Origin of the sequence: Aliifodinibius sp. S!AR15-10 (assembly GCF_031569985.1) — a bacterium.
In the GTDB taxonomy this organism is placed as follows: Bacteria; Bacteroidota; Rhodothermia; order Balneolales; family Balneolaceae; genus JAMQKA01.
Window position 1 is genome coordinate 1 of sequence record NZ_JAMQKA010000060.1, and the last position, 24,758, is coordinate 24,758.

The 24,758-nt window shown below is 46.3% G+C and carries 24 protein-coding genes and 5 tRNA genes; 18 read left to right on the plus strand and 11 right to left on the minus strand.

Features of this window, described 5'->3' with window-relative positions; translation table 11 throughout:
- From NC796_RS23490 to queA, 9 genes are all read right to left on the minus strand, one after another.
- Positions 1 to 127, minus strand: a 127-nt coding sequence (locus tag NC796_RS23490; protein ID WP_310688233.1) for a GTP-binding protein, incomplete at its 3' end; no start/stop codon positions are given.
- A gap of 70 nt (positions 128 to 197) precedes the next feature.
- A tRNA-Thr gene (locus NC796_RS23495) sits at positions 198 to 269 on the minus strand.
- 30 nt (positions 270 to 299) lie between these two features.
- Positions 300 to 372: transfer RNA gene (locus NC796_RS23500), tRNA-Gly, on the minus strand.
- Positions 373 to 462: 90 nt separating this feature from the next.
- A tRNA-Tyr gene (locus tag NC796_RS23505) sits at positions 463 to 545 on the minus strand.
- 63 nt (positions 546 to 608) lie between these two features.
- Positions 609 to 680 (minus strand) — tRNA-Thr (locus NC796_RS23510).
- Between the two features lie 247 nt (positions 681 to 927).
- Complete coding sequence (locus tag NC796_RS23515) at positions 928 to 1,572, minus strand: DedA family protein (RefSeq protein ID WP_310688260.1); 645 nt, start codon at positions 1,570 to 1,572, stop codon at positions 928 to 930.
- A 3-nt stretch (positions 1,573 to 1,575) separates the two neighbouring features.
- The gene (gene ispF, locus NC796_RS23520; protein WP_409070413.1) at positions 1,576 to 2,058 is read right to left on the minus strand and encodes a 2-C-methyl-D-erythritol 2,4-cyclodiphosphate synthase; all 483 of its coding nucleotides are present in this window, start codon (positions 2,056 to 2,058) and stop codon (positions 1,576 to 1,578) included.
- Entirely contained in the window at positions 2,058 to 2,747 is a 690-nt protein-coding gene (gene ispD / locus NC796_RS23525) for a 2-C-methyl-D-erythritol 4-phosphate cytidylyltransferase (RefSeq protein WP_310688262.1), read from the minus strand. The genes ispF and ispD overlap by 1 nt, the downstream gene beginning before the upstream one ends.
- A 2-nt stretch (positions 2,748 to 2,749) precedes the next feature.
- Positions 2,750 to 3,796 carry a tRNA preQ1(34) S-adenosylmethionine ribosyltransferase-isomerase QueA gene (gene queA, locus NC796_RS23530; RefSeq protein ID WP_310688263.1) on the minus strand — a complete coding sequence of 349 codons (1,047 nt, stop codon included), beginning with the start codon at positions 3,794 to 3,796 and terminating at the stop codon, positions 2,750 to 2,752.
- A gap of 114 nt (positions 3,797 to 3,910) precedes the next feature.
- Between queA and NC796_RS23535 the strand changes: the two genes are divergently transcribed.
- The 12 genes from NC796_RS23535 (at position 3,911) to NC796_RS23590 (ending at position 15,918) form a co-directional block, all read left to right on the plus strand.
- A tRNA-Ser gene (locus tag NC796_RS23535) sits at positions 3,911 to 3,998 on the plus strand.
- A gap of 86 nt (positions 3,999 to 4,084) precedes the next feature.
- Positions 4,085 to 4,324 (plus strand): GIY-YIG nuclease family protein, encoded by a 240-nt coding sequence (locus tag NC796_RS23540; RefSeq protein ID WP_310688264.1) that lies wholly within the window; start codon positions 4,085 to 4,087, stop codon positions 4,322 to 4,324.
- Positions 4,325 to 4,571: 247 nt separating this feature from the next.
- Positions 4,572 to 5,069: a hypothetical protein gene (locus NC796_RS23545; protein WP_310688265.1), complete on the plus strand. Its 498-nt coding sequence runs from the start codon at positions 4,572 to 4,574 to the stop codon at positions 5,067 to 5,069.
- A gap of 28 nt (positions 5,070 to 5,097) precedes the next feature.
- Complete coding sequence (locus tag NC796_RS23550; RefSeq protein ID WP_310688266.1) at positions 5,098 to 5,547, plus strand: LytR C-terminal domain-containing protein; 450 nt, start codon at positions 5,098 to 5,100, stop codon at positions 5,545 to 5,547.
- A gap of 4 nt (positions 5,548 to 5,551) precedes the next feature.
- Positions 5,552 to 5,968 carry a ribosome silencing factor gene (rsfS, locus tag NC796_RS23555; protein ID WP_310688267.1) on the plus strand — a complete coding sequence of 139 codons (417 nt, stop codon included), beginning with the start codon at positions 5,552 to 5,554 and terminating at the stop codon, positions 5,966 to 5,968.
- Positions 5,968 to 6,399, plus strand: coding sequence for a hypothetical protein (locus NC796_RS23560; RefSeq protein ID WP_310688268.1), 432 nt, complete (start codon positions 5,968 to 5,970; stop codon positions 6,397 to 6,399). Before rsfS ends, NC796_RS23560 begins: the two co-directional genes overlap by 1 nt.
- Positions 6,400 to 6,404: 5 nt before the next feature.
- A complete protein-coding gene (locus NC796_RS23565) occupies positions 6,405 to 7,379 on the plus strand; it encodes a D-glycerate dehydrogenase (RefSeq protein WP_310688269.1) in 975 nt (324 codons plus the stop codon).
- A 37-nt stretch (positions 7,380 to 7,416) separates the two neighbouring features.
- Positions 7,417 to 11,307 carry a HAMP domain-containing sensor histidine kinase gene (locus NC796_RS23570; RefSeq protein WP_310688270.1) on the plus strand — a complete coding sequence of 1,297 codons (3,891 nt, stop codon included), beginning with the start codon at positions 7,417 to 7,419 and terminating at the stop codon, positions 11,305 to 11,307.
- A gap of 142 nt (positions 11,308 to 11,449) precedes the next feature.
- Positions 11,450 to 12,796, plus strand: a complete 1,347-nt coding sequence (locus NC796_RS23575) for an MATE family efflux transporter (RefSeq protein WP_310688271.1) — start codon at positions 11,450 to 11,452, stop codon at positions 12,794 to 12,796.
- Between the two features lie 151 nt (positions 12,797 to 12,947).
- Entirely contained in the window at positions 12,948 to 14,057 is a 1,110-nt protein-coding gene (locus NC796_RS23580) for a type III polyketide synthase (RefSeq protein WP_310688272.1), read from the plus strand.
- A 3-nt stretch (positions 14,058 to 14,060) separates the two neighbouring features.
- A complete protein-coding gene (locus NC796_RS23585) occupies positions 14,061 to 14,759 on the plus strand; it encodes a methyltransferase domain-containing protein (protein WP_310688273.1) in 699 nt (232 codons plus the stop codon).
- A complete protein-coding gene (locus tag NC796_RS23590; protein WP_310688274.1) occupies positions 14,752 to 15,918 on the plus strand; it encodes an NAD(P)/FAD-dependent oxidoreductase in 1,167 nt (388 codons plus the stop codon). The genes NC796_RS23585 and NC796_RS23590 overlap by 8 nt, the downstream gene beginning before the upstream one ends.
- On the opposite strand, the gene NC796_RS23595 is transcribed toward NC796_RS23590, so the two are convergent.
- Together NC796_RS23595 and acnA are read right to left on the minus strand one after the other, a co-directional pair.
- Positions 15,915 to 17,093 carry a histidine kinase dimerization/phosphoacceptor domain -containing protein gene (locus NC796_RS23595; protein WP_310688275.1) on the minus strand — a complete coding sequence of 393 codons (1,179 nt, stop codon included), beginning with the start codon at positions 17,091 to 17,093 and terminating at the stop codon, positions 15,915 to 15,917. The genes NC796_RS23590 and NC796_RS23595 overlap by 4 nt on opposite strands.
- A 185-nt stretch (positions 17,094 to 17,278) precedes the next feature.
- The gene (acnA, locus tag NC796_RS23600; protein WP_310688276.1) at positions 17,279 to 19,999 is read right to left on the minus strand and encodes an aconitate hydratase AcnA; all 2,721 of its coding nucleotides are present in this window, start codon (positions 19,997 to 19,999) and stop codon (positions 17,279 to 17,281) included.
- Between the two features lie 241 nt (positions 20,000 to 20,240).
- On the opposite strand from acnA, the gene rplM reads away from it, so the two are divergent.
- The 6 genes from rplM (at position 20,241) to frr (ending at position 24,635) form a co-directional block, all read left to right on the plus strand.
- Positions 20,241 to 20,690, plus strand: a complete 450-nt coding sequence (gene rplM / locus NC796_RS23605) for a 50S ribosomal protein L13 (RefSeq protein ID WP_310688277.1) — start codon at positions 20,241 to 20,243, stop codon at positions 20,688 to 20,690.
- 8 nt (positions 20,691 to 20,698) lie between these two features.
- A complete protein-coding gene (rpsI, locus tag NC796_RS23610; RefSeq protein ID WP_310688278.1) occupies positions 20,699 to 21,085 on the plus strand; it encodes a 30S ribosomal protein S9 in 387 nt (128 codons plus the stop codon).
- Between the two features lie 217 nt (positions 21,086 to 21,302).
- Positions 21,303 to 22,178 (plus strand): 30S ribosomal protein S2, encoded by an 876-nt coding sequence (gene rpsB / locus NC796_RS23615; RefSeq protein ID WP_310688279.1) that lies wholly within the window; start codon positions 21,303 to 21,305, stop codon positions 22,176 to 22,178.
- Between the two features lie 60 nt (positions 22,179 to 22,238).
- Positions 22,239 to 23,072: a translation elongation factor Ts gene (gene tsf / locus NC796_RS23620; protein WP_310688280.1), complete on the plus strand. Its 834-nt coding sequence runs from the start codon at positions 22,239 to 22,241 to the stop codon at positions 23,070 to 23,072.
- A gap of 83 nt (positions 23,073 to 23,155) precedes the next feature.
- Positions 23,156 to 23,890 (plus strand): UMP kinase, encoded by a 735-nt coding sequence (gene pyrH / locus NC796_RS23625; protein WP_310688281.1) that lies wholly within the window; start codon positions 23,156 to 23,158, stop codon positions 23,888 to 23,890.
- A gap of 175 nt (positions 23,891 to 24,065) precedes the next feature.
- Positions 24,066 to 24,635, plus strand: coding sequence for a ribosome recycling factor (frr, locus tag NC796_RS23630; protein ID WP_310688282.1), 570 nt, complete (start codon positions 24,066 to 24,068; stop codon positions 24,633 to 24,635).
- Positions 24,636 to 24,758 lie beyond the last annotated feature (123 nt).

The following is a 24,758-nucleotide window of genomic DNA, read 5'->3' on the forward strand; positions in this document are numbered from 1 at the left end:
CCCCGCCGTAGTGCTTGGCCATGACCGTCGTAATGGCCGCCGTCAGGGTCGTCTTCCCGTGATCCACGTGACCAATCGTTCCAATATTAACATGCGGCTTCGTGCGCTGAAAGGTTTCTTTTGCCATGATTAATATTCTTACGTTAAATGATTATGAATAACTAAGTTCTACTTACAAACTAATACTACAGTACGTGAGCCGTTAGTCGGATTTGAACCGACGACCCCTTCCTTACCATGGAAGTGCTCTACCCCTGAGCTATAACGGCTTTACTGTGCCATATCGCAATTAGGAACAGAGCGGGCGACCAGAGTCGAACTGGCAACATTCACCTTGGAAGGGTGACACTCTACCAATTGAGTTACGCCCGCTTATTGAATTTTTGAATGACGAAATGAGTGAATTATTGAATTTTACCACTCAATCCCTCAGCATTCAGCCATTCAATCATTAAAATCCTGTGGGGGGAGTAGGATTCGAACCTACGAAGTCTCACGACAACAGATTTACAGTCTGCCCCAGTTGGCCGCTTTGGTATCCCCCCAATGCGATATTAATATGTCAAAAACAGATCCTCTTCAAAAGCATTGACAGAAGTCCCAACATGAGCCAGCGGCCGGAATTGAACCGACGACCGGCTGTTTACAAGACAGCTGCTCTACCGCTGAGCTACGCTGGCTTATGTAAGGACTCTGAGAGAAATTGATGTTGACCTCAGAAGCAACCGAAAAGGCTACCCAAAAGACGCACCACTACATCTGAAGTGGCAGAGAAAGTAAGTCAACCAGGCATGATTAAAGCCAAGAATAAATCCTCTCATTGGATCAGTCCCTTACGCTTATCTAACGTCTAAGCGAAAGACTCGAAAACTAAGAACCGTTTCTTTTTTTGTCAACAATTATTTAACTAAAAAATAATTTCTTCATCTAGGTATCTTCCATGGTGTTCTTCCGCCTCTGATAATAGCTTATTCCAAGCTTTAGAAGCACAAATAAAGCGATTATAACTAAAATAATCTGGCTGTAAACCCCTAGATAATCGCCAATTACGCGCCAATTTTTGTGGACGACCCAACCAAATCCGAGCAAGATTGCGTTCCACAAAACAGAACTAACCGCTGAACTTATAATAGTTGAAGTCACCGGCGTATGACTAATTCCCGCAGTTAGTGATATTACGGATCGCGTGCCAGCCAGGAAACGATTTGCGAGCACGACCCCCTGCCCCCATCGCTGCATCCATCCTCTTGCTTTGTCAATATATTCTACCGGGATAAACTTCATCATCCAAAACCGTTCCCGTTGCTCCTGGATCTGCGTGCCCCAGTGGCTGCCCAGCCAATACATTGTCATAAAACCGATGACCGATGCAACCGTCGTAAGTAGTAGTACCGGGGTCAGATGAATGACCTCTTCCGCGGCGAGGTATCCACCGAATGCTACCAAAAGGTCGCCGGGAATAGGGGGGACTACATTCTCAATATATGCAATCAAAAAAAAGACGATATAGATACTCAACGGTGGCAACACCTTGATCCATTGAATCAGATTCTGTGTAAACTCTTCAAGCATAAATCATTCTTTATAAATCAAGACTGTAGCCGAAGCCGATATTCCTTCCCGCTTTCCTTCAAAACCGAGCTCCTCTGATGTAGTTGCCTTTACAGAAATACGATCTTTGTCTACCTCAATGTCTTCTGCAATGTTAGAACGCATCGCCTCAATGTGCGGTGCCAGCTTCGGTTGCTGGGCAACCACTGTAGCATCCAGATTACTGACCTTGTATTCCAGATCATTCAGCAGAGAAACACATCTTTTTAACAATAAACGACTATCGACATCCTTAAACGATTGGTCATTGTCGGGAAAGTGTTTGCCGATATCGCCCAGGGCCGCAGCCCCCAACAGTGCATCACAAATAGCATGGAGGAGCACATCGGCATCGGAGTGGCCTGCAAGGCCTGTTTTGTGGGGAATGGTGACGCCTCCCAAGATCAACGGGCGCCCTGCTACAAGTTTATGAACATCATAGCCGTAACCGGTCCGAATATCCTTCATCATCCACTTTCCCCCAGCAATAGCTTTGCTAGTTTAAGGTCGACAGGATAAGTAATCTTAAAATTACTGTGGTTACCTTTTACCATTTTCACGGTATATCCAAGTCGCTCGACAAGGGAAGAATCATCAGTCCCTTGAAAGTGTTCCTGTTCTGCTTTTGCATAGGCTTCATTCAGGATCTCTTTTTTAAATATTTGAGGCGTCTGGGTTTGCCACAAATACTTGCGCTCAGGCGTATCAGTGATTACCTGGTCGTCATCCACTTTTTTGATCGTATCTTTTGCCGGCACCCCCACGACTGCCCCTCCAACATCTTCGGCGACTTCAATGCACTGATCAATCACCACTGTTTCTACAAAAGGTCGAACAGCATCATGCACTGCAACTAAATCCGCTTCCTTGACCTGCTGTAATGCATTAAAAATAGAGTCCTGTCGCTGCTCACCGCCCACCAGGCAACCAAAGTCCATATCAGGGGGCAATGCTGCCCTGCATATCGAACGGGCTCGTTCAAGATATTCAGCTGAAGTCGCAATAACGACCTGGCGTAATCCCTTAACAGGAGTAAACCGGGAAAGAGTATGCTCCAAAATAGATTTTCCCGCAATTTCAATAAATGGCTTGGGAATGGAGTGGTTCAGCCTCTCCCCGGAGCCTGCAGCAGGAATGATCAGCGCTACAGAGTTCACGACTAGAGTATTAAAATTGCATCTCCAAAGGCAAAGAATCGATAGTCGTTTTCCTGGGCCTCCTCATAGGCCTCCATCAGGAAGTCATAGCCTGCAAACGCAGCACCAAGCATCAGCATGGTGGATTCCGGACGGTGGAAATTGGTGATTACGGCTTCCGTAATCTTGAAATCGTACGGTGGATAGATGAATTTGTCTGTCCAACCAGTACTCGGCTTTGAAATTCCGCTTGCGGTAATACTCGTCTCAATCGTTCGAGCTGCGGTTGTACCACAGGCAACGACCTTTCTGTCTTTATCCTGAAGGGCTTCATTTATCTTTGCAGATGTCTCTTCCGAAATAAAATAATTTTCAGAATCCATGCGATGTTTTGTCAGATCCTCTACCTCGACCGGGCGAAATGTTCCCCAGCCGATATGCAGCGTTATCGGTAACAATTCGACACCTTTTTTCTCAAGTTTCTCAACCAGTTCATGGGTAAAGTGCATTGCTGCAAAGGGTGCTGCTACAGCACCTCGTTCTTTAGCAAAGATACTCTGGTATCGCTCCTTATCCTCTTCTACCGGATCTCGCTCAATATATGGAGGAAGCGGCATTTCACCGATCTCGTCCAGCCGCGTATACAGTTCTTCGTTGGTTCCTTCAAAAAGAAAACGGATCGTTCGGCCGCGCGAGGTCGTATTATCAATTACCTCGGCCATTAGGTCTTCACCAAACCAGAGCTTGTTACCGATTCGAATTTTACGGGCCGGCTCCACCAACACGTCCCAAAGCTTATTTTCCGGCATCAACTCTCGAAGGAGAAAAACTTCAATATCGGCTTCCGTCTTCTCTTTTTTGCCTTTCAGCCGGGCAGGAAAGACTTTGGTGTTATTATAGATTAAAACATCACCTTCATTTAAATACTTGTGAATATCTGCAAATGTCTCATGTTTTATTGATTCATCCTCTCGATCGAGAACCATCAATTTTGCTGCATCTCTTGGCTCAACGGGTTCTTCCGGAATATTGTATTCTTCAGTTTCAAACTTAAAATCAGTTAACTTCATTCTTTACCAGCAAGCTTTTATTTGAGTTGTATTACCGTTATCTTCTCGGAATTCAAAGCCTGTAAATATACTCCATTTTAACTGCCAGGACAAGTTCTTCTCTTTACATAATTTGGAGGTGTGCCAGAGTGGTCGAATGGGGCGGTCTCGAAAACCGTTGAACCGTTCTGCGGTTCCGGGGGTTCGAATCCCTCCACCTCCGCTCTCCTTCGTCAAGACTTCGGAGAGCAAGCTCTTTCTGACCTAGAAAATTATCCGGATTATCTATTGAATTTAAAAATTTTGCATATGTGGTACGTTTATGTTTTGGAGAGTATTGATCATGACTGGACTTACGTTGGATTCACCAAAGAACTAAAGAAAAGAGTAGTGGCACATAATGCAGGTAAAACCCAGTCAACAAAAGCTTATGCCCCATTTAAGCTAGGTGCTTTTGTTGCTGTTAATTCAAGGGAAAAAGCGCGTAATCTCGAAAAATACTTTAAAACCGGGTCAGGCATTGCCTGGATGAGTAAGCATATCGTTTGAATCAGAATCTTTAGTCTCCATAGCCTTGGCGAAGGAGATCCTCCACCTCCGCTCTTCTTCGTCAAGCCTTCGGAGAGCAAGCTCTTGAGTGACTCCGTCGGGAAGGCTTGACAAGCAAAAATTTAATTTGTGTTAAAAAGGTCAAATTCCTTTCCTATTCTGCAACTCTTTATTATAATTAACTGTTACCATTGAACGTTATGTGTATGTCTTACTGGAATGATGTTACTTTAAATGGCCTAATTTTATGAATAAGACTGGTTTAGTATTACTTTTCACACTCTCAATTTTTGTTGTTACCTCGGCGGTTTCCTTTGCCCAATTTCGCGATCAAGTAAACAGGGGAGACTTTTCGGGTCCTGTTGTACAACAACAGCGGCCTGAGCCCGGCAATTGGTCCAATCTGTTCAATATGAAGATGAGTCATTCCTATTCGATGACATTTTCCAGTTTCGGTGGACAATACCGAAACGTAAACGCCTATACCAACAGCATGGATTTCTTTTTTACTGATCGCTTGACCGGAGAGCTTGATATCTCACTTATGCACTCCCCGTTCGGTCAGGGTTTCTCAAATACCAATAACCAGTTAGGCGCCAACATTGTTATTAGAAATGCGGAGTTGAACTACCAGATTAGCGATAAAAGCAATATCTCAATCCAGTTTCAACAACATCCCTACTCGCCGTACTATTCTCCTTTTGGAGGCGGTCCGTTTGACTATTACGGATACAACCGATACTAACTTTCATCTATCCTGTTTGCTGTAGCGAATGACAAAGCCTGATAATGACAACAATTTTACACTAAACGCAGTTATCGGCTTTCTGAGCCTGTTGTTGCTGGTACTAATCATCGCCCTTGGAACACGCATTATCTTTCCCCGAATTGAAAATGAACGTGCTGAACAAACGACAGAACTCATTGGTAATATTATTCAAATTGAAGTACTTAACGGTTGCGGTGTTTCCGGATTAGCCAACCAATTCACATCCGCACTTCGCAAAAATGGTTTTGATGTAGTAGAAACAGGCAACTTTGAAAACTTTGATCTCGAAGAGACCATTGTCATAGCCCGAACGTTTGACAAGGAAAATGCGCAACGTGTAGCAGAAGCACTCGGAATTGCGGATCAAAATATCATTATTGAGGCTTCCGATGATTTTTACCTGGATGCCACTGTCGTAATTGGTTCCGATTACCAATCTTTAAACCTAAATTGATCATATGACCCAAAATGCCCAAACTAAGAAAAACGAACAACAATTCACAAGCATAAGCCCTTCCAAAACGGCAGATGCCGACAAGCTTGTTGAGGTTATCACCAATGCCCTCCTGGAAAAGAAGGGAGAGGAAATTACCATACTGGATGTTCACGAATTAACGACCTTAACGGACAAATTTGTAGTCTGTCATGCCACCTCTGAAGTACAAATCAAAGCGCTGGCCAACAGCGTCATCCAGGCGACTAAAGAAGAGCTGGGAGAATCCGTCTGGAAAGAAGAAGGACGCGAGTCGCGCCGATGGGTGATCCTGGATTATGTAAATGTGGTCGTCCACATCTTTAAGAAAGAATTGCGCGACTATTATGCACTCGAACGAATGTGGAATGATGCTGAAGTCACGAGAGTGGAAGACAATTAATGCACAATCAAAATATCAAACTTTTATTGCTGTCACTGGGTTTCCTGACGGCAGCATGTGCCTCCTCACATGAAAAAAAATCGATTCCCGAGGAATACGCAAACCTGGTTGAACTAACGCCGGTTTCTGGTCAAGAAGTTATAAAATCAAATGTTTATATCGATTCTGCACAAGTAATTGAGGAAGAAGACCGCTTGTCTTTGCTAATCCTGGGAACCTTTCCAGATGGATGCACCAACATCGGGCGTGCTGAACACCAAATTCACAACGACCGTATATCACTCTCGCTTGAGGCCTGGCGCCAGCCTGACCAAATGTGTACACAAGCGCTCGTAACATTTTCCTTTTTATACAGGCAGGTTCCCGAGGAATCACTGCGGGAAGCCGAAACTGTCACTGTCAACGAAACCGATTTCCCTATTAACCAATAATGCCTATGTCTTATCGCGTTCTGATTACTGAACCAATCGTGGAATCCGTCATCCAAAAACTGGAAGAACACTTTAAGGTAGAGGTGGGAGAACGTGGGCAGTTTTATGATGAAGCATCACTGCTTGAGGTGATTGGTGATTTTGATGCGCTATTGCCCATGCTCTCTAGTCCCGTCACTGATAAAGTCTTGAATGCCGGTAATCGTCTCAAGGTAGTGGCCAATCACGCGGTGGGATATAATAACGTTGATATTGAAGCAGCACAGCAGGCAGGCATTAAAGTGGCAAACACCCCCGGTGTGCTTTCTGAATCAAGTGCCGACTGTGCCATGGCGCTGCTGCTTGCAACTGCCCGCAAAATTGTTGAGGCCCAGGATTTTTTGTACGAGGGTAAATTTGATGGCTGGGATCCCCTCTCTTTTTTGGGGATGGAGCTCAATGGAAAGACGATGGGTATTTTTGGAATGGGACGCATCGGAAAAGCCGTTGCCCGAAGGGCAAAAGGATTTGGGATTTCTATTCTCTATCACAACCGCAACAGGGTTGAAAAAGAACTTGAGCAGGAACTCGATGCAGAATACATCCCGAAGCTGGAAACCCTGGCAGAGCGCGCCGATATTCTGAGCCTGAACTGCCCGCTCACGGATGAAACGCATCACGCCATCGACGCCGAGATGCTCAAACGCATGCCAAGCCATGCCCTGCTGATCAATACAGCCCGTGGCCCGGTAGTTGACGAGGAGGCGCTGGCCGAAGCACTTCACAATGGAGAAATCGGGGGAGCGGGGCTCGACGTCTTTGAAGAAGAGCCAGAAGTACATCCCCGACTCCTTACTGCGCCGAACTGTGTGCTAACGCCACACATTGCCAGTGCAACACATGAAACACGCAAAGCGATCGGCATGCTGGCAGCAAATGCTATCATCGGGGTGCTGGATGGAACACCTGATGAACAAATACCAAACTTGGTTCATGTTTAACTGGAGCTTTTTTTCCATTCTTTATTACATTGGGTAAATGGAAGAAAAGAACGCTTTTTACAAATATTCCTCGTATCTGCTCGCTGTTGCAGGGGGGTTGATACTGTGCCTGCTATTGCTGGAGGGTTGGCTTTATTATATTAAGCCCTATCCTGTGACTGAAGAATCGGGATATGTCAGCAGCCTGCAGGAAGCTGTGAATATCTACAACAATCAACATGATGAACTGCTTGATAACAGTCAGGACCTTGCAGAACGGCTCGAAGCACAATTGCAGGGCGGTGGATCCCGGCAAAACCTGTACCCATACATTCAGCAATATCCATCCCTTTGGGGTGTAACACTCTTCAAAAATGTGACGCCACAGGCTTGGAGCGGCTTTTCGTTCTCCAGCTATCCTAAAGAACTCATTCCTTCTTCGATTGGACCGGAAACCTATGTTGACGTTATCAAACAGAATAATGTTATCTCTTTTCTTTGTCGCATACAGTTTTCAATTGAAGACAGCAGCGGCGCCCAGGAATACGAGTTGTTTACAACGAGTCGAATTGAACAGGAAAATGCTCTGCCGATCGGACAGAGCCATGAGTTTGACCTACTTGCAGGACAGCAGGAATCGCTGCAATATCCTGCCGAACTTTCTTTTTTCGAGGTGTTTCCTGATTCGGCGCTTGGCTTCCGTGTCCTTTCCACCCAAAGTCGGGATTCTGTAGGTGTAGCCTTCATCCCTCCCGGTAGATATGGACAGACAGTAGACCAGTGGAATGAAAAGGCCTCGTTTTGGAGATCCCTTTTCTCGCTACTGGCCTACCTTTCCATTATGTTCCTTCTGTATGCATGGCTTGGCACCAAGAATAGCTGGCAGTCACTTTTCATTCAGCTCATTATTGTTGGCGTTGCGTGGTTTTTGTTCAGCTATATGCAGATACCCGAACGATGGATTCCGGGTTTCTGGTCCGGATCCCCATCTGCTCAACTCAGCATCAGCATATTAGCCAGGAATAGTCTTTTCGTATTTTTCATAGCTGATACCATCGCTCGCTTTTTAAGAAAGCGGAAAGTTCGCACAAATCACTCGAACTTTCTCCGCACTATGTCCGCTGCGGGCGTTTTTGGATTATTATCATCTGGTATAATTACCTTTGCTATTGGAGCCAGTTATGACCTGTTGACAACGGCGAATCTTTCGCTGTTCGATCTCCAAATTTTCCCGTCATCCTCTACCTTTTTCCTCTACCTCACGCTGGCGCTTCTGCTGTTTTCAGTAGGTTATGCCCTATACAGCATCAACACTTTTTTGCTGAAATCGGAATCCGATCCCTATAAACTGGTCCTTATCATCTCTTCAACCAGCTTTTTTATCGGGCTGATCTTTTTGCAGTTATACCTGCCTGACTGGCTGACACTTAACTGGGCGACCTGGATTTCGGGTGTATTTTTTGTCGGTATATCAGCAGTAGCCACGCTCAAAGCGAGATTTCCATATACCTTTTCGTCCTTTTCTGTAATTAGGGCTGTAACGGTGAGTAGCTTTCTTATCGCTATCATCGGTTACCCGGTTTTAAAAAATGCACAGTTTGTACGAATGGATAATGAACTTTTGCAACATGCCAGGGGGTTCCAGGTACGGGAAGACTCTATAGCACAGCAAGCCACCCGCGAGATGCTTGTCACGCTAGAAAAACAGTTCAGGGGCACTACTCAGCAAGCGCTGAATGAAAGAGTGCCCTTTTTGCAATCCCGTTTTAATCAAACTATTGAACAGTCCCTGACCCCCCAATTGCGCACCTATTCGTTCAACCTGCAGCTTATCAAACCGTCAGGCGATGTCGTTGCCGATTACTCAACTGACCTGAATGCCCCCAACTGGACCAATTTTTATGATCTCAGCTACCTGTCCGCAGCTACCGATATCGAGCGAATCACAAAAAACAGTAACCGCCCCATCATCCAGCTGCCACAACTGGAAAACAGCGCGCGCTACGATACGTTTTATCGTGGCTGGATCCCGATTTTTAGCTCCGAAAGTGACCAACAGATTGCCTGGATTCTTTGCTCCGTTTACCGCGAGCACCCCGATTTTGACAAACCGATTCGAGCAGTGCTTGCCTCACTTACCTATGCTGACTGGGATGAGTCGTTCCTGTTAATGGAATATCAAGACGGCGAACTGGTCCGCAGCAGCAAAGGTGGACTGGCTGGTCATTTTCCACGGTACAACACATTGAGAACAGCTGAAAAAGAAGCGTTGTCTGCCGATTCAGTACTCTTTTATTCAACCAATGAATTCCAGCAAAACTACCGCAATGTGTTGGTAGAAGTCGGGCAAGACAGTGTGATCAAAGCGAGTACCATCTATCCTAATACAAAAAACGAACTATTTGCCTTCTTCCGGTTCAGCTTCTCACTTTTCCTGGCCGGGATGGTTATAATCCCGTTCTACCTTTTGCTTACGAGGGGCAAATCAGCATTTCAGGGCTCACACCAACGATTTGAGCATCGGATACTGGACAACTTTTTAACTGCCACCCTCCTATTCCTGGGTCTTTTGATTGCTACTACCCATCTCGCTATTCACACTCAAAACAAAGAAATTGTAAGACAAGATCTCTATGACAAACTTGATAAACTGGCCAGGGACACCGAAAATGACCCTCAGTTTATCAAAAGTCTCAACTCCAACGCCCCTTTCACCATGCAGCCATTGGTGGCCCCGCTGAATGTGGATGCGGCATACTTTAAAAACAGGCTGCTCCAGGAATCGACCACACCTCAAATTTATCAGCAACACCTGCTGCCATCCACCCTGCCCTTTGACGTGTATAATGACCTGTATATCCAACAAAAAAGCCAAGTTACAGGTATGGTACGCCTGGCATCCCAGAACCTTCTAATTGGTTACCAATCACTGCTTTCTCCCCAGGGTCAACCAGTCGGAGCGGTGGCAATTCCCACCTTCATGGAATCACCCAAATATGATCAGCAACTGCTGGAAACCACTAGCTACCTGATTGTATTTTACCTATTTACCTTTGGCATCTTTATCGCTGCTACAACCTTCATTGCCAAACGGATAACTGTGCCACTACGCTCCATACAAGAGGGACTGAACAAAATTTCTGAAGGAAAACTGGATACTAAGATTCCAGTCAAGTCGGACGATGAAATTGCCTCGCTGGCCCGGGCCTACAACGGAATGGTCGAACGACTCAAAGAAGTTCGCCAGGAACTGGCGATAGCCGAACGTGAAGCGGCCTGGAAAGAGATGGCCCAGCAGGTTGCCCATGAAATCAAAAACCCGCTGACCCCGATGAAGCTCAATGTGCAACACCTGGAACGGCAGCTGAGCAACGGCACGCAAGACCTGGAAACCCTGACTTCAAATATCAAAAAAATTACCCGGAACCTGACCGAACAGATACAGACACTTAATAACATCGCCTCCGATTTTTCAAAATTTTCTAAGCCAATTAACGAGGAGTTCACAAAAGTTGATGTCAATGTCATCCTGCATTCGGTAGCCGAACTGTACCAGCAAGACCAAGGGACTCAGCTACAAACCGATCTTACAGAATACTCCATAAACGTGAACGGGGTTTCGGATGAACTCAGGCGGGTGTTCATCAACCTGGTAAAAAATGCGTTTGAAGCGATGCCGGAAAACGGGGGTACTATTAAGATTAAAAGCTATATTAAAGAGGGAAGTGCATTCTTTGCGGTTGAAGACGACGGGACAGGAATTTCAGAGGAGGATAAATCAAAAATATTTGTACCCAATTTTTCTACTAAATCCAGTGGGACGGGTCTTGGACTCGCAATTAGCAAAAAAATAATTGAAGCGCACAACGGGTCTATTACCTTTGCCTCAATTGAAGGAAAAGGAACTACGTTTGTTATTAAAATGCCGCTCTGGAGCTCCCAGTCTTAATCCTTACCTGCCATTTCAGAAGAAAAATTATCGTAACTGATGGTTTCCTTTTTCATGTTGGATTGCATACCATAAGCGTTCGCTGAAATTCCATATTTTTGTTTATACCGTGATTTCTTCTATTTGGCCAGATAAACAAAATTTGAAGAGTGAAGTCTCTAAGACACTCGTCATTGGGGGCCCTGTCATCATTGCCCAACTGCTGCAGATGTCGATGAACTTTGTAGACACCGTAATGGCCGGTAACCTTTCCGCACAAGATTTAGCTGCCATCGCTGTCGGAGGTGCCATCTATTTTCCTTTTATCATGCTCGCAGCAGGGGTATTAATGGCCCTCACCCCCATCGTCGCACAACTACTTGGAGCGCGCAACTTCCAAGACATCGGCCGAAATGCGCGACAGGGATTATGGTTAAGCCAGATGCTAGCCCTCCCGATCTTCTTCCTGCTGCGAAATCTTGGCGTGGTCATGGGGCTTATGGACGTTACACCCCAGATAATTCCCGTTGCACTGGGCTATCTCGATGCCATTTCCTGGGGCGTTTTTCCTCTTTTCGCCTACATGTCACTTCGTTTTTTTAGTGAGGGGCTCTCCATCACCCGGCCCGGGATGTATTTTGCTCTAATTGGCGTCTTTGTCAATATCTCGGCTAACTACGTGTTTATGTATGGCAAGCTCGGTTTTCCGGAAATGGGAGCTGTTGGATGCGGTTATGCTTCGTCACTAGTTGCGCTTATCATGTTTCTCTGCATGTTCACATTCACCGCCACGTTCGACTCATTCAAGAGATTCGAAATATTCAGCATATTTCGCATGCCCGCATGGAGCTACCTCAAAGAAGCACTTTCCGTGGGTATCCCGATCGGCATAAGTTCGGCAATGGAGGTCACCATGTTTGCTGTAATAAGTCTGCTGATGGGCACACTGGGAACCGATGCAGTGGCCGGACATCAAATTGCAATTAACTTCTCGGCAATGACTTTTATGGTACCCCTAGGGTTATCGACAGCAATAACCGCCCGGGTTGGTAATGCTGTGGGAGCCCGCTCTTTCCAGGAAGCCCGCAGGCGGGGAATGTTGGGCGTGGGGATGTGTATCATTTTCATGTGTTTTACAGCCACCGCAATGTTTCTCTTCCCGGAATTTATCACCAGCATTTACACCGACAACGCCTCGGTACAGTCGGTTGCCGTGAGCCTGCTCTATATCGCCGCCATTTTCCAGATCTCCGATGGCCTGCAGGTAGGTGGGTTTGGGGCCCTGCGCGGACTCAAAGACACGAAAATCCCGATGTTTGTGAACCTCATATCCTATTGGATCATCGGGCTGCCACTGGGGTACTATCTCGGTATCGTCCAACAAGTCGGTCCACAAGGACTCTGGATGGGGCTCATCGCCGGGCTCAGCTTAGCCGGCATTTTGCACAATGTCCGTTTTCATTACCTCACCAAACCCTCCAGAGAACCTTCCACTCAAATCTTTCGTTAAGACAGCAGGTATTGGTATACTGTGATTAACAGGGTGTGGAATAAGTATACCAACAACTTATGGAGAACAATGCACTATCGTATTTAAAGTGCATTAGGTATCATTTAAACACTTTTACAGTAGATACTTAACATCAAGCTATTGCCGTTTTATGGCTGCATATTTACAGAACATTGCAACTGCGGTACCAGACCAAATATACCAGCAAGATTTTCTTCGCGACAAGATGAAGGAATATCTGAGCGATGATCGCGCCACCCGCAGTATCATTCATCGCATCTATTCCCAATCCGGGATAGAAAAGCGACATACCGTAGTTAATGACTTCAATGCCAATGGGGATCCAAGACTGTTCTTTCAGCAGGACGGGTCTGTTGCAGCTCCTTCTACCGGCACCCGCAATTCGCTTTACTCTGAACATGCAAAAAAACTATTTGTAGATGTTGCCCGCTCCCTGATAACGGATACCCCCGATATTGAAGCCGATGACATTACTCATGTGATTACCGTTTCCTGCACCGGCTTTTTTGCACCGGGACCTGGTTATGAAATTGTAAAACAGCTAGGACTTTCCCGATCCACCCAGCGATTTCACCTGGGTTTTATGGGTTGTTTTGCAGCTTTTCCTGCTTTGAAAATGGCTAAATCATTTTGCGACTCCCAGGATGATGCCGTGGTATTGGTCATCTGCCTGGAGCTCTGCAGCCTGCACTTCCAGAGATCCAGAGAAACCGACCACCTAATCTCGGCCTCTGTATTTGCGGATGGTGGAGCTGGTGCTCTTGTAAGCAATCGTACGCCTCAGAATAATCAAACTGTTTACAAACTGGATCGGTTTGCCACATCCATCATAGAGCAGAGCGAGGATGATATGGCCTGGACCATCGGGGATACTGGTTTCGATATGATTCTTTCCACCTATGTGCCTGAACTTATCGAATCAAACCTGCAATCTGCTCTAAAACCTTTGCTTGAGGCCTATGATACTAATAAAGACCAGATCAACCACTGGGCCATTCATCCCGGTGGGCGGGCCATCCTGGACAAAGTGGAAAAAAATCTCGGTCTTGAAGTCCAACAACTTGCCTCTTCCAGGTCGGTACTCTCCGATTATGGAAACATGAGCAGTGCAACCATCCTTTTTGTGCTCAAACATCTTCTCGACCAGCCGATGCAACAATCGCCTGAACGCGTGTTGGGTATGGCCTTTGGGCCGGGCCTCACCGTGGAAAGCGGCCTTTTCCTCAAACAGAGAGGGTAACCGATGCCGTTGTTTCTCACCGAAAGAGCTACGGATATTAGGGAACGGATGGATGATCCCGACTGTGACAGGAAAGAACTCTTCAATACGTATCGACAATTCAGTGTCATCAACGCCCTTATTTCTCAGTGGGGCTCTGTTTACAAGCAATATATCAGGCCTTTCGCCCTGGCAAATGAACGAACTTGCAGTATTCTCGACATCGGATTTGGCGGCGGGGACATTCCCATAAAGCTGGCCCAGTGGTGCCGCGAAGACGGTATTACTCCGGTGATAACAGCTATAGAGACTGACAAACGAGCTTTTGAATTTATCCAGGATGTCAAATGCCCGGATTGTGTTTCTTTTCGCCTGGCGTCTTCCACAGAAATGGTTCAACAGAGCCGCAAGTTTGATTTTGTGATCTCCAATCACCTGCTGCACCACCTGGAGGATGTCACCTTTTACTCGTTGCTTGAAGAGGCGGAATCCCTAAGTTCGCACTATGTGCTTTTTAATGACATCGAGCGGAGTGATGTGGGGTACCTGCTATTCAACCTTTTATCGCGCCCCATATTTCGCAGTTCTTTTATAACTGAGGATGGACTTACCTCCATAAAACGCAGCTACACCCGCCGAGAGTTGCAACGAAAAGTACCAGATGGCTGGCAGGTCACCCCAATATTCCCCTATCGACTCCTTTTAACCTTTCGGCATGAATAAACTTCGTGATAAATATCAAGTGTGTATTATTGGCGGAGGACCAGTAGGCCTGTTCCTTGCCATTGCGCTGCGTCAGCGGGATATCGATTGTGTAGTCCTTGAAAAACGAACCGAACCAACCACCCATTCCCGGTCGCTTGGAATCCACCCCGTTTCCCTCGAACTAATGCAGGAAATTGGGTTGGCAGACGATTTTATTCAAAGGGGGATCAAAATTACAGAAGGCGTAGCGTGGGGAGACAATAAGAAAATTGGAACCCTCTCTTTCGAAAACTGTCCCGGCCCATACCCTTTTGTGTTGTCGCTGCCCCAGTACAAAACCGAGAGATTATTAGAAGATAAACTATATGAAATCGATCCAGGTTGCCTTTCCAGGGGAATTGAATTAGTAGACCTGGAAGAGACAGAATCGTCCGTAAACCTAACGCTTTCGAATAAGAAAAAAACGAAAAAAGTGAATTGTGATTTACTTATCGGCAGCGATGGCAAAAACAGTTTCGTAAGAAAGGCCGCAGGATTTGAGTTCCTGGGCAGGCGCTATCCTGATACGTATGTAATGGGGGACTTTTCTGATAACACCGATCTCGGTTCTACTGCAGCCATATTTTTACACAGCGCAGGACTTATTGAAAGTTTTCCCCTCGGTACCAATCGGAGACGGTGGGTGATTAAAACGGATAATTTTCGAAACGACCTGGATCGCGCTGTGCTGGAACGACTTGTTCGGAAACGGGTCGGGCATGAATTGCAGGATACCGAAAATTTCATGCTGAGTAGTTTTGGTGTGCAGGGATTCGTCGCAACGCCCATGGCGCGAAACAGGATTTTTCTCGCCGGGGATTCCGCTCACATCGTCAGTCCCATTGGGGGACAGGGGATGAATCTGGGTTGGCTGGACGCCTGGGAAATTGTTCAACATTCAGAGAAGATTCTCCGGGATAAGGCTGAGGTATCCTACCAAGCCAACCTGTATAACAAGGAACGGTCAAAAACGGCAAAAAAAGCCCTCAAACGGGCAGAAGTGAACATGCTGCTGGGAAGAAAAACGAGATTTCCCTATCCCAAAAATGGGTTGGTTTGGTTGATGCTGAATACACCACTAGAACGGTTAATGGCACGTATCTTTACCATGCGGGGTTTGCAAAGCTGGCCTTTTTAGTTTTCAACAGGAAAGGTCAACTGAAAATGAGATCCGTCATCATTGTTTTCGAACTCAATAGTTCCATCCAGTTTTTTTAGCATCACATCAATAATCCACATCCCGATGGTCTTACCACTACGAACCTCAAAATCATCGGGCAGGCCAACCCCATTATCAGAAATATCCAGCTTTACCTGGTCGGAGTCCCGCCGAAGATCGATTAAAATCCGCCCTTTATCCATCCCTTCAAATCCGTGCTTGAAAATATTGACAAGTAGCTCGTTGAGCACGATACCACACAACAGTGCTTTATTGGCCTGCAGATGAATATTTTCAGCATTGAGATCAATCTTGATCTCTTTTGGGAAATCACTCATCGTTTTTTCTATCTGCTCAGCAAGCTGCTTCAGGTAGAGACCCAGCTCTATATCCTTAAAAAGTCCCTTTTCGCAAAGCAGGTCATGCACCCGCATCATGGATTGTATTCGGGTATATGTTGTTTGAAGCAGATCCTTGGCACTATCATCTGTGACCGATGGCAACTCCATCTCAATCAACCCTGCAATCACGCTGAGATTATTTTTAACGCGATGATGGGTCTCGGTAAGCATCACCTCTTTTTCTTTAAGCCGGGAATGCAGCTCTTCAATCTGCCGCGTTCGCTCAATAGCACTAGACACATGAGAAGCCAGTGCCTGGAAAACCGGGATGTCGTGTGCAGTAAAGTCCTCATTTCGCCGGCGATTTATAGCCTGCAGCACTCCTATTACTTCATTTTCCTTGGTAATAAGAGGGACACATAAAATATTCTTTGTCGTAAACTCGTCAGACAAATCCCCCCAAAAGATGTCAGACTCTTCAACCTTGTTGGATAAAAAAGGCTTTCGGTTTTCCACTACCCAGCCGCCGATGCCTTTATGTCTTGGAATGCTTTTACCTTTAATATCTTCCTTTACGGGACCGGTAGGCAAACTGACGAAAAGCTCCCCGGTATCCTTATCCAGCAACATGAGAGAACTGGCTTCCGATTTCATTACGATACGGGTTGCTTCCATACTTTCGGCCATCAACGACTTAAGCTCTACTGTCCGATTGATTCCTTCAATCGTATCCAGCAATAGTTGTAGGCTCTCTTTTGACTGATCCTTAAGATCTGCTATTTGAGAAGAGTGGGCACTGAGTTCCTTTTCCATGCGTTTGGGGCTAGATTTTACTCAGAAACGTAAATGATTTTTTAATATCTCTGAAATGTTCTTTTGAAATAATCTAAAAAAATTACCATAAAACCCAAAAATACAGGCACTTATAAAAAATCCTAACAAAGGAAAAAGCCCGACAGATGATTGCCAGGCTCCACCTAACTGGTTATTTCTGGTTGTTATGCATTTTGCTCTTTTTCACTTTTGTAGTACTGTCTGAGTACGTAGTGCAAAATACCGCCATTTCGATAGTAGTCAATCTCGACCGGCGTATCAATACGGTTGAGCACGGTAAATGTAGTCACATCTCCGTTCGCATTTTTGGCTTCAACCTTCACTTCTTGTCTCGGCTTCAGATCGTCAGAAACATGAATAGTAAACTCTTCAGACCCATCGAGCCCAAGGCTGTCGGCAGATTCGCCTTCTTTAAACTGGAGGGGCAGCACACCCATACCCACCAAGTTGGAACGGTGAATACGTTCGTAAGACTCTGCAATCACGGCCTTAACACCAAGCAGAATTGTTCCTTTTGCAGCCCAGTCCCGAGAAGAACCAGTGCCGTACTCTTTACCGGCCAGCCCGATAAGCGGAGTATTATTTTCCCTGTATTTCATTGCGGCATCGTAGATTGTGGTGATCTCGTCATCTGGGAAGTACTTGGTGAATCCACCCTCTTTACCCGGCGCAAGTTGGTTCTTGAACCGAACGTTGGCAAATGTTCCGCGAGTCATAACCCGGTCGTTACCGCGACGCGAACCGTAGGAGTTGAAATCCCGCTCTTCCACGCCGTGCTCAATCAGGTATTGCCCGGCGGGACTCTCCTTCTTGATGTTGCCAGCGGGTGAAATGTGGTCAGTTGTAATGGATTGCCCCACCTTAACCAGGGCCCGTGCTCCTTTGATCGGAGCAATCCGCTCAGGATCTTCGCCCATATCCATAAAGAAGGGTGGCTCCTGGATGTAGGTTGACTCTTCTTTCCATTCATAGAGCTCTCCGCCACCGACGGGAATTTTGTCCCATTCTTCTGATTTGAAGATATCTCCGTACTGTTTGTTAAATAGCTCGGGACGAATCGCACTATCGAGGTGCTCGGCAATTTCATCCGATGTCGGCCAGATATCCTTCAGGTAAACGTCATTACCATCTTTGTCTTTGCCGAGAGGTTCATTCTCAAGATCAATATCCACAGTTCCGGCAAGCGCATAGGCAACTACCAGCGGTGGTGAGGCCAGGTAGTTGGCTTTTACATAAGGATGGATACGTCCCTCAAAGTTACGGTTGCCTGAGAGGACGCCAGCCACAATCAGTTCCCCATCTTTGACAGCATTTTCTACTGCCTGGGGCAGCGGGCCGGAGTTACCGATGCAGGTGGTGCAACCATAGCCCACCAAGTTGAAACCGAGCTTATCCATATAATCGGTAAGCCCCGCTTCTTCAAGATAGTCGGTAACCACGCGTGAACCGGGAGCAAGCGAAGTTTTGACATATGGCGGAACTTTGAGTCCCTTTTCAAATGCTTTCTTTGCCACAATTCCCGCACCCAGCATCACACTTGGGTTGGAAGTGTTGGTACAACTGGTGATGGCCGCAATGACGACATCTCCGTGTTTCATCTCAATTTCTTGGCCATTCTTGTAAGTGCCTTTATTGGCCAGCTTTTCCTGTGCTAGGTTAAAGCCCATCGTTGGATCACTGCTTGTCAGGCTGCTCTCAAACGTTGACTTCATATTCGGCAGCGTGATACGATCATGCGGCAGCTTGGGCCCGGCCAGTGATGTTTCCACATCTCCCAAGTCCAGCTCCAGCGTATCGGAAAACTCAGGATCAATAGTATCCTTGGTTCGATACAGCCCCTGCTCTTTCATGTAACGCTCTACCAGCTGCACTTGCTCTTCAGAGCGACCGGTGCGACGCATGTAGCGCATTGCCTCATCATCCATCGGGAAGAAGCCCATGGTGGCACCATATTCGGGGGACATGTTTGCAATTGTTGCCCGATCAGGCAGACTCATATTTGCCAGGCCATCACCATAAAATTCCACAAACTTACCGACTACGCCGTGGCGACGCAGCATCTGGGTGACGGTGAGCGTCAGGTCGGTAGCGGTAATACCTTCTCGGAGCTTCCCGGTCAGTTTCATACCGACAACTTTAGGCACCAGCATATGGATCGGCTGACCCAGCATGGCAGCTTCCGCTTCAATACCACCGACGCCCCAGCCAAGGATTCCCAGGCCGTTAATCATGGTGGTGTGCGAGTCGGTCCCCACCAGCGTGTCGGGATAGGTGATCAGGCTGCCGTCGCTATCCTCTTTGGTGAAGACTCCCTGTGCCAAGTATTCCAGGTTCACCTGGTGGACAATTCCACGTCCGGGGGGGACGACTCGAAAATTATCGAATGCTTTCTGTCCCCATTTCAGAAACTCATAACGCTCTTTATTGCGCTCAAATTCTCGCTCCACATTGTGCATAAAGGCGTATTCCTGTCCGAATTCATCAACCTGTACAGAGTGATCGATCACCAAATCCACAGGGACCTGCGGATTAATGGAGTTTGGATCTCCACCCATACGCTCCATGGCCGAACGCAGGGCCGCGAGATCAACGACAGCAGGTACGCCGGTAAAATCCTGGAGCACAACGCGCGAAGGCTTAAACGGGATCTCGCCTTCGGGATTTTTGGCATTATATTTGGCAAGACGTTCAATATCATCCTCTGTTACTGCGTAGCCATCATATTCTCTCAGTACCGCCTCAAGCAGGATGCGAATCGTAAATGGAAGCTTGTTTACATTTCCATACCCAAGGTCTTCAATTTTTTTCAGGCTGAACAGATGGGCTTTACCACTTCCGGTATCAAACGCCTGCCGTGTTTCCTTTCGTAGGTTGCTGTCGCTCATTTTTTATTAAAATCTTTGATTATATGTTGGTTTTGCCTTTTTCGATCACTGCAATTTACGACTATTTTTGTAGAATTTCTTGTGCCTCGCCCTCAAATTTTGGGGATCACGGCTATTTAAATCTTTGAATGCCACTCTACTTTTGTCTCTATTCTTTAATACGTTTTTTTCATTGCAAGTTGTTTTTAAGAAGCCTATTTTTCGAGACTTCACAAAAAAGCAATTATAATCTGGAATTATTGTGGACACAACAAGTTTTAAGACATACACTGCAAAACCCAGTGACATAGAAAAGAAATGGGTTCTGCTGGATGCGGAAGATCAGCCCCTTGGGCGACTGAGCAGTAAAGCGGCTACAATTCTACGCGGTAAGCATAAGCCAGAGTTTACTCCTCATATGGATACCGGCGACAACGTTGTTATTATTAATGCTGAAAAAGTTAAGCTTACTGGTAAGAAGTGGCAGGATAAAGAATATTTTCGCCACACCGAATATCCCGGTGGAGAACGTTTCACCACTGCAGAAGAACATCTTGAGAAAGATCCAACCTTCCTGGTCAAAAATGCCGTAAAAGGGATGCTTCCAAAGAATCGTTTGGGAAGCAAGCTGCTGACAAACCTGCGCGTTTATGCTGGTCCGGTGCATCCGCACACAGCACAGCAACCTGAAAAAATTGAATTAGACAGTTAATTAGGATTATGCCTCAGAAGAACTTTATAGGAAGACGTAAAACATCGACCGCCCGACTCTATATTCAGCCGGGCAACGGAGATTTCGTTGTGAACGGACGTGAGCTGGACGATTATTTTAAAACCCGTGCTCACAGAAACCTCGCCATCTTTCCGCTGGAACTGACCGAGAATAATGAGAAATTCGATATCAAGGTCACCGTTCGCGGTGGTGGCATGACTGGCCAGTCCGGTGCCATTCAGCTTGCACTGGCTCGTGCACTCGATGATCACGATGAAGAGCTGCACTCCGTACTGAAAGAACATGATCTGCTGACACGAGACGATCGTATGGTAGAGCGTAAGAAGTACGGTCAGCCTGGTGCACGGAAGAAATTCCAGTTCTCCAAGCGATAATTTTCCGAGTTTCGGATTGCGGGTTGCGCGTTCAAGCTACGATATATTCTTTTCAAATTTTCAACACGCTATCTCGAAACACACAACACGAAGAACTTAATCACACATACACAGCGACCTAGTGCGCCGAGTGCTCATCCCGGGACATCCGAGGGTGAGTTAGCGCCAGGAACGACCTGTGTAGAGGCCTAACTCAAATAGAAATCACATAAAATATATGCCAACTGCACCCAATCTAGAAGAACTACTGCAATCTGGTGCCCACTTTGGACACCTTACCCGTCGATGGAATCCCAAGATGAAGGAATTCATCTTTATGGAACGCAACGGGATTCACATCATAGACCTGAAGAAAACAGAGAAGTACCTGCAACAAGCGCTCGAAGAAGTTGCCAAACTGGCACGAGCCGGCAAAACCATCCTTTTTGTAGGAACCAAGAAACAATCACAAGATATTGTTAAAACGGAAGCGATCCGCTGCGGCATGCCGTACGTTACGCATCGCTGGCTTGGGGGTATGCTCACCAACTTCTCCACCGTCAAGAAAAGTATTGGACGGATGGAAGAGATCGACCGAATGAGCAAAGACGGTACGTTTGAAGACCTCACCAAGAAAGAGGCCCTGATGCTGGAACGCGAACAGGACAAACTCGAGCAGACTCTTGGCGGAATTGCCAACATGAATCATCTGCCTGGTGCCGTCTTCATTGTCGACACAATCAAAGAAAATATTGCCGTTAAAGAAGCTGTCAAGCTTCATATCCCTATCGTTGCGATGGTAGATACCAACAGCGATCCGGATATTCCGGACTATATTATTCCCTGCAATGATGATTCCGCCCGCACCATTCAGCTCATTACCTCCATGGTAGCAGATGCCATTATTGAAGGTAATGCAGAACGAGAAGCGCAGAATGAGGAAGAGCTTCTTGAACAAGCTGCTGAAGAGGCTAAAAAAGCGGAAGAATCGCAGCGCAAACGTCGTACACGTCGAAGAAAGTCTTCTGACGACTCAGACTCTGAGGAAGAAGAGGATGGACAGGACGAGGAAGTTACTGACGAGGACGACGACAGCAGTGACGAAGAGGAATAGTTTCCTGTTCCAGGTTATTTCAACAAACAAAATCCCAAAAAATTAACTTTTCGAACAGAAATGAGTATTTCTGCATCTGATGTAAAAAAATTACGAGATCAAACCGGGGCCGGCATGATGGACTGTAAAAAGGCTCTGGAAGAAGCAGATGGTGATTTTGACCGAGCGGTCGAAATCCTGCGTAAAAAAGGCCAAAAACTTTCAGAAAAACGTGCTGACCGAGAAGCCGACCAGGGACTGATCGTCACAAAAGTTAGTGATGACGGGTCCAAAGCTGCTGCCCTTGAAATCAACTGTGAAACGGATTTCGTTGCTCGAAACGACGATTTCCAGAAAAGAGCTGACTCCTTTGTCAACCTCGTGTTTGAGCAGGATATTGAGACGGTCGACGAACTGCTGAAAACAAAAGTTGACGGACTCACCGTTGCTGACCATCTCAAAGATATGATCGGCAAGATTGGTGAAAAAATTGAGATTGCCCGTGTTATCCTTGCAAAATCCAACGGGCAGCTTGTTTCCTACATCCACCCTGGGAATCAACTCGGAGTGCTGGTCGAATTTGAAGGCAATATCTCTGATGATGATGTTGCCAAAGACGTGGCAATGCAGGTTGCGGCTATGAAGCCTATTGCCGTAAACCGCGATGGCGTTGACAGTTCTGTAGTCGAAAAAGAGCTGGAAATTGCCAAAGATCAGCTTTTGAACGAAGGCAAGCCTGAAGAGATTGCAGAGAAAGCAGCGCAAGGTAAGCTTCGACGCTTTTACGAGGAGCATGTTCTGCTGGAGCAAAAGTTCGTTAAGGACAACAGCCTTTCGGTTCAGGATTACCTGAAACAAAATGAGGCTCCGCTGGTGAAATCTTTCCACCGGCTCCAGTTGGGAGAAGACTCCTAATTCAATCATTTTCCCAAAAAAAGGTTACCAATTCGGTAACCTTTTTTTTATATATAAACGATCTAAAAAATAAACTCAGCACAGTGGCAAAAAAGTATCAACGGATATTACTTAAACTCAGTGGAGAAGCGCTTTTAGGTGAACAGGGACACGGCATCGACGGCAATATTCTCTCCCAGTATGCTGAAGAAATTAAGGCATTACATGATGAAGATATTGAAATAAGTATCGTTATCGGTGGCGGCAACATTTTTCGTGGGGTGAAGGGTGCCACGGAAGGGATGGACCGCGTGCAGGGCGATTATATGGGAATGCTCGCTACCATGATTAACAGCATGGCCCTGCAGGATTCGCTGGAACGACTGGGTGTCTATACCCGGCTGATGTCGGCCATTCGCATGGAGGAAATTGCAGAGCCCTATATTCGAAGGCGTGCCATTCGCCACCTTGAAAAGGGCCGGGTTGTAATCTTTGGCGCCGGAACCGGAAATCCTTATTTCACGACCGATACCGCCGCTTCTCTCAGGGCTATCGAGGTTGAAGCTGATGTGATCCTCAAAGGAACACGCGTGGATGGCATTTTTGATTCAGATCCGGAAAAAAACCCAGACGCCGAGAAGTTCTCCGTTATTACTGGGGAAGAGGTGCTCGACCGTCGTCTAAACATTATGGATTTGACAGCATTTACTCTTTGCAGGGAAAATCATACCCCCATCATTGTATTCAATATGAACGTTCCTGGGAACCTTAAGAAAGTTGTAGTCGGGGATGAATCGGTGGGATCAAAGGTCGTGTGGGATAATGAGGTCGCAGGGTAATGGATTCCTAACTACCTGCTAATCACCTAACCTCAACTCTGAAAGGCATTTTATTCCTTTTCCTGGACATTTAAAAGTGTGGGGTAGTTTGGGAAAAGAACCAGTTTTTTTAAATTCTTTAGCTGACTTATTGCACCGGCAATAATATCAACATTAAAATAGACGAGAGCGAATTATGATACCTCAGGAGCTACAATCAGTTATTGATGACGCCAACAAGCAGATGGATGAAACTGTAAAGTTCTTCAAGAAAGAGCTTTCCCATGTACGTGCAGGAAAAGCCCAGCCATCGCTGCTCGATGGTGTCAAAGTTGATTATTACGGGAGCCAAACCCCGCTCAACCAGCTGGCCAGTGTCAATGCACCAGAAGCACGCCTGCTGACAGTGCAACCATATGACAAGTCGGCTCTCGAGGATATTGAAAAAGCAATTATGTCAGCCGGGCTGGGACTAAATCCAAATAATGACGGTAATATTATCCGGATACCGCTGCCCATGCTCACTGAAGAACGCCGGGAGGAGCTGGTCAAACGCTGTGGAGAAATTGCTGAAGAAACACGCATCAGTATTCGCAATACCCGGCGTGAAGCGAATGACCAGATAAAACAGATGGTGAAAGAGGAGTCCTTTTCTGAAGATGCTCTTTATGAAGCAGAAGAAGAAGTTCAACAAATTACCGACAAGCACACAAAAAAAATTGACGAGCTACTGAGCAAAAAAGAGGATGAGATCAGAACGGTATAACCATTTCCTCAAATCACAATTTCCAATATTTCAATAAGCATATAATTCTATTCCTTTCATTAGCAGTTTAGTGGGTGGAGGTTGTTTGCAATTTGCTTTTTGTCATTTGTCTTTTTCTAGCAC

What these genes read in the sequence shown, in the direction of transcription:
- NC796_RS23515 (WP_310688260.1), bottom strand. Translation starts at nt 1,572, where the DNA reads ATGCTTGAAGAGTTTACACAGAATCTGATTCAATGGATCAAGGTGTTG.
- ispF (WP_409070413.1), bottom strand. Translation starts at nt 2,058, where the DNA reads ATGAAGGATATTCGGACCGGTTACGGCTATGATGTTCATAAACTTGTA.
- queA (WP_310688263.1), bottom strand. Translation starts at nt 3,796, where the DNA reads ATGAAGTTAACTGATTTTAAGTTTGAAACTGAAGAATACAATATTCCG.
- NC796_RS23540 (WP_310688264.1), top strand. Translation starts at nt 4,085, where the DNA reads ATGTGGTACGTTTATGTTTTGGAGAGTATTGATCATGACTGGACTTAC.
- NC796_RS23545 (WP_310688265.1), top strand. Translation starts at nt 4,572, where the DNA reads ATGAATAAGACTGGTTTAGTATTACTTTTCACACTCTCAATTTTTGTT.
- NC796_RS23550 (WP_310688266.1), top strand. Translation starts at nt 5,098, where the DNA reads ATGACAAAGCCTGATAATGACAACAATTTTACACTAAACGCAGTTATC.
- rsfS (WP_310688267.1), top strand. Translation starts at nt 5,552, where the DNA reads ATGACCCAAAATGCCCAAACTAAGAAAAACGAACAACAATTCACAAGC.
- NC796_RS23560 (WP_310688268.1), top strand. Translation starts at nt 5,968, where the DNA reads ATGCACAATCAAAATATCAAACTTTTATTGCTGTCACTGGGTTTCCTG.
- NC796_RS23565 (WP_310688269.1), top strand. Translation starts at nt 6,405, where the DNA reads ATGTCTTATCGCGTTCTGATTACTGAACCAATCGTGGAATCCGTCATC.
- NC796_RS23570 (WP_310688270.1), top strand. Translation starts at nt 7,417, where the DNA reads ATGGAAGAAAAGAACGCTTTTTACAAATATTCCTCGTATCTGCTCGCT.
- NC796_RS23580 (WP_310688272.1), top strand. Translation starts at nt 12,948, where the DNA reads ATGGCTGCATATTTACAGAACATTGCAACTGCGGTACCAGACCAAATA.
- NC796_RS23585 (WP_310688273.1), top strand. Translation starts at nt 14,061, where the DNA reads ATGCCGTTGTTTCTCACCGAAAGAGCTACGGATATTAGGGAACGGATG.
- NC796_RS23590 (WP_310688274.1), top strand. Translation starts at nt 14,752, where the DNA reads ATGAATAAACTTCGTGATAAATATCAAGTGTGTATTATTGGCGGAGGA.
- NC796_RS23595 (WP_310688275.1), bottom strand. Translation starts at nt 17,093, where the DNA reads ATGGAAAAGGAACTCAGTGCCCACTCTTCTCAAATAGCAGATCTTAAG.
- acnA (WP_310688276.1), bottom strand. Translation starts at nt 19,999, where the DNA reads ATGAGCGACAGCAACCTACGAAAGGAAACACGGCAGGCGTTTGATACC.
- rpsI (WP_310688278.1), top strand. Translation starts at nt 20,699, where the DNA reads ATGCCTCAGAAGAACTTTATAGGAAGACGTAAAACATCGACCGCCCGA.
- rpsB (WP_310688279.1), top strand. Translation starts at nt 21,303, where the DNA reads ATGCCAACTGCACCCAATCTAGAAGAACTACTGCAATCTGGTGCCCAC.
- tsf (WP_310688280.1), top strand. Translation starts at nt 22,239, where the DNA reads ATGAGTATTTCTGCATCTGATGTAAAAAAATTACGAGATCAAACCGGG.
- frr (WP_310688282.1), top strand. Translation starts at nt 24,066, where the DNA reads ATGATACCTCAGGAGCTACAATCAGTTATTGATGACGCCAACAAGCAG.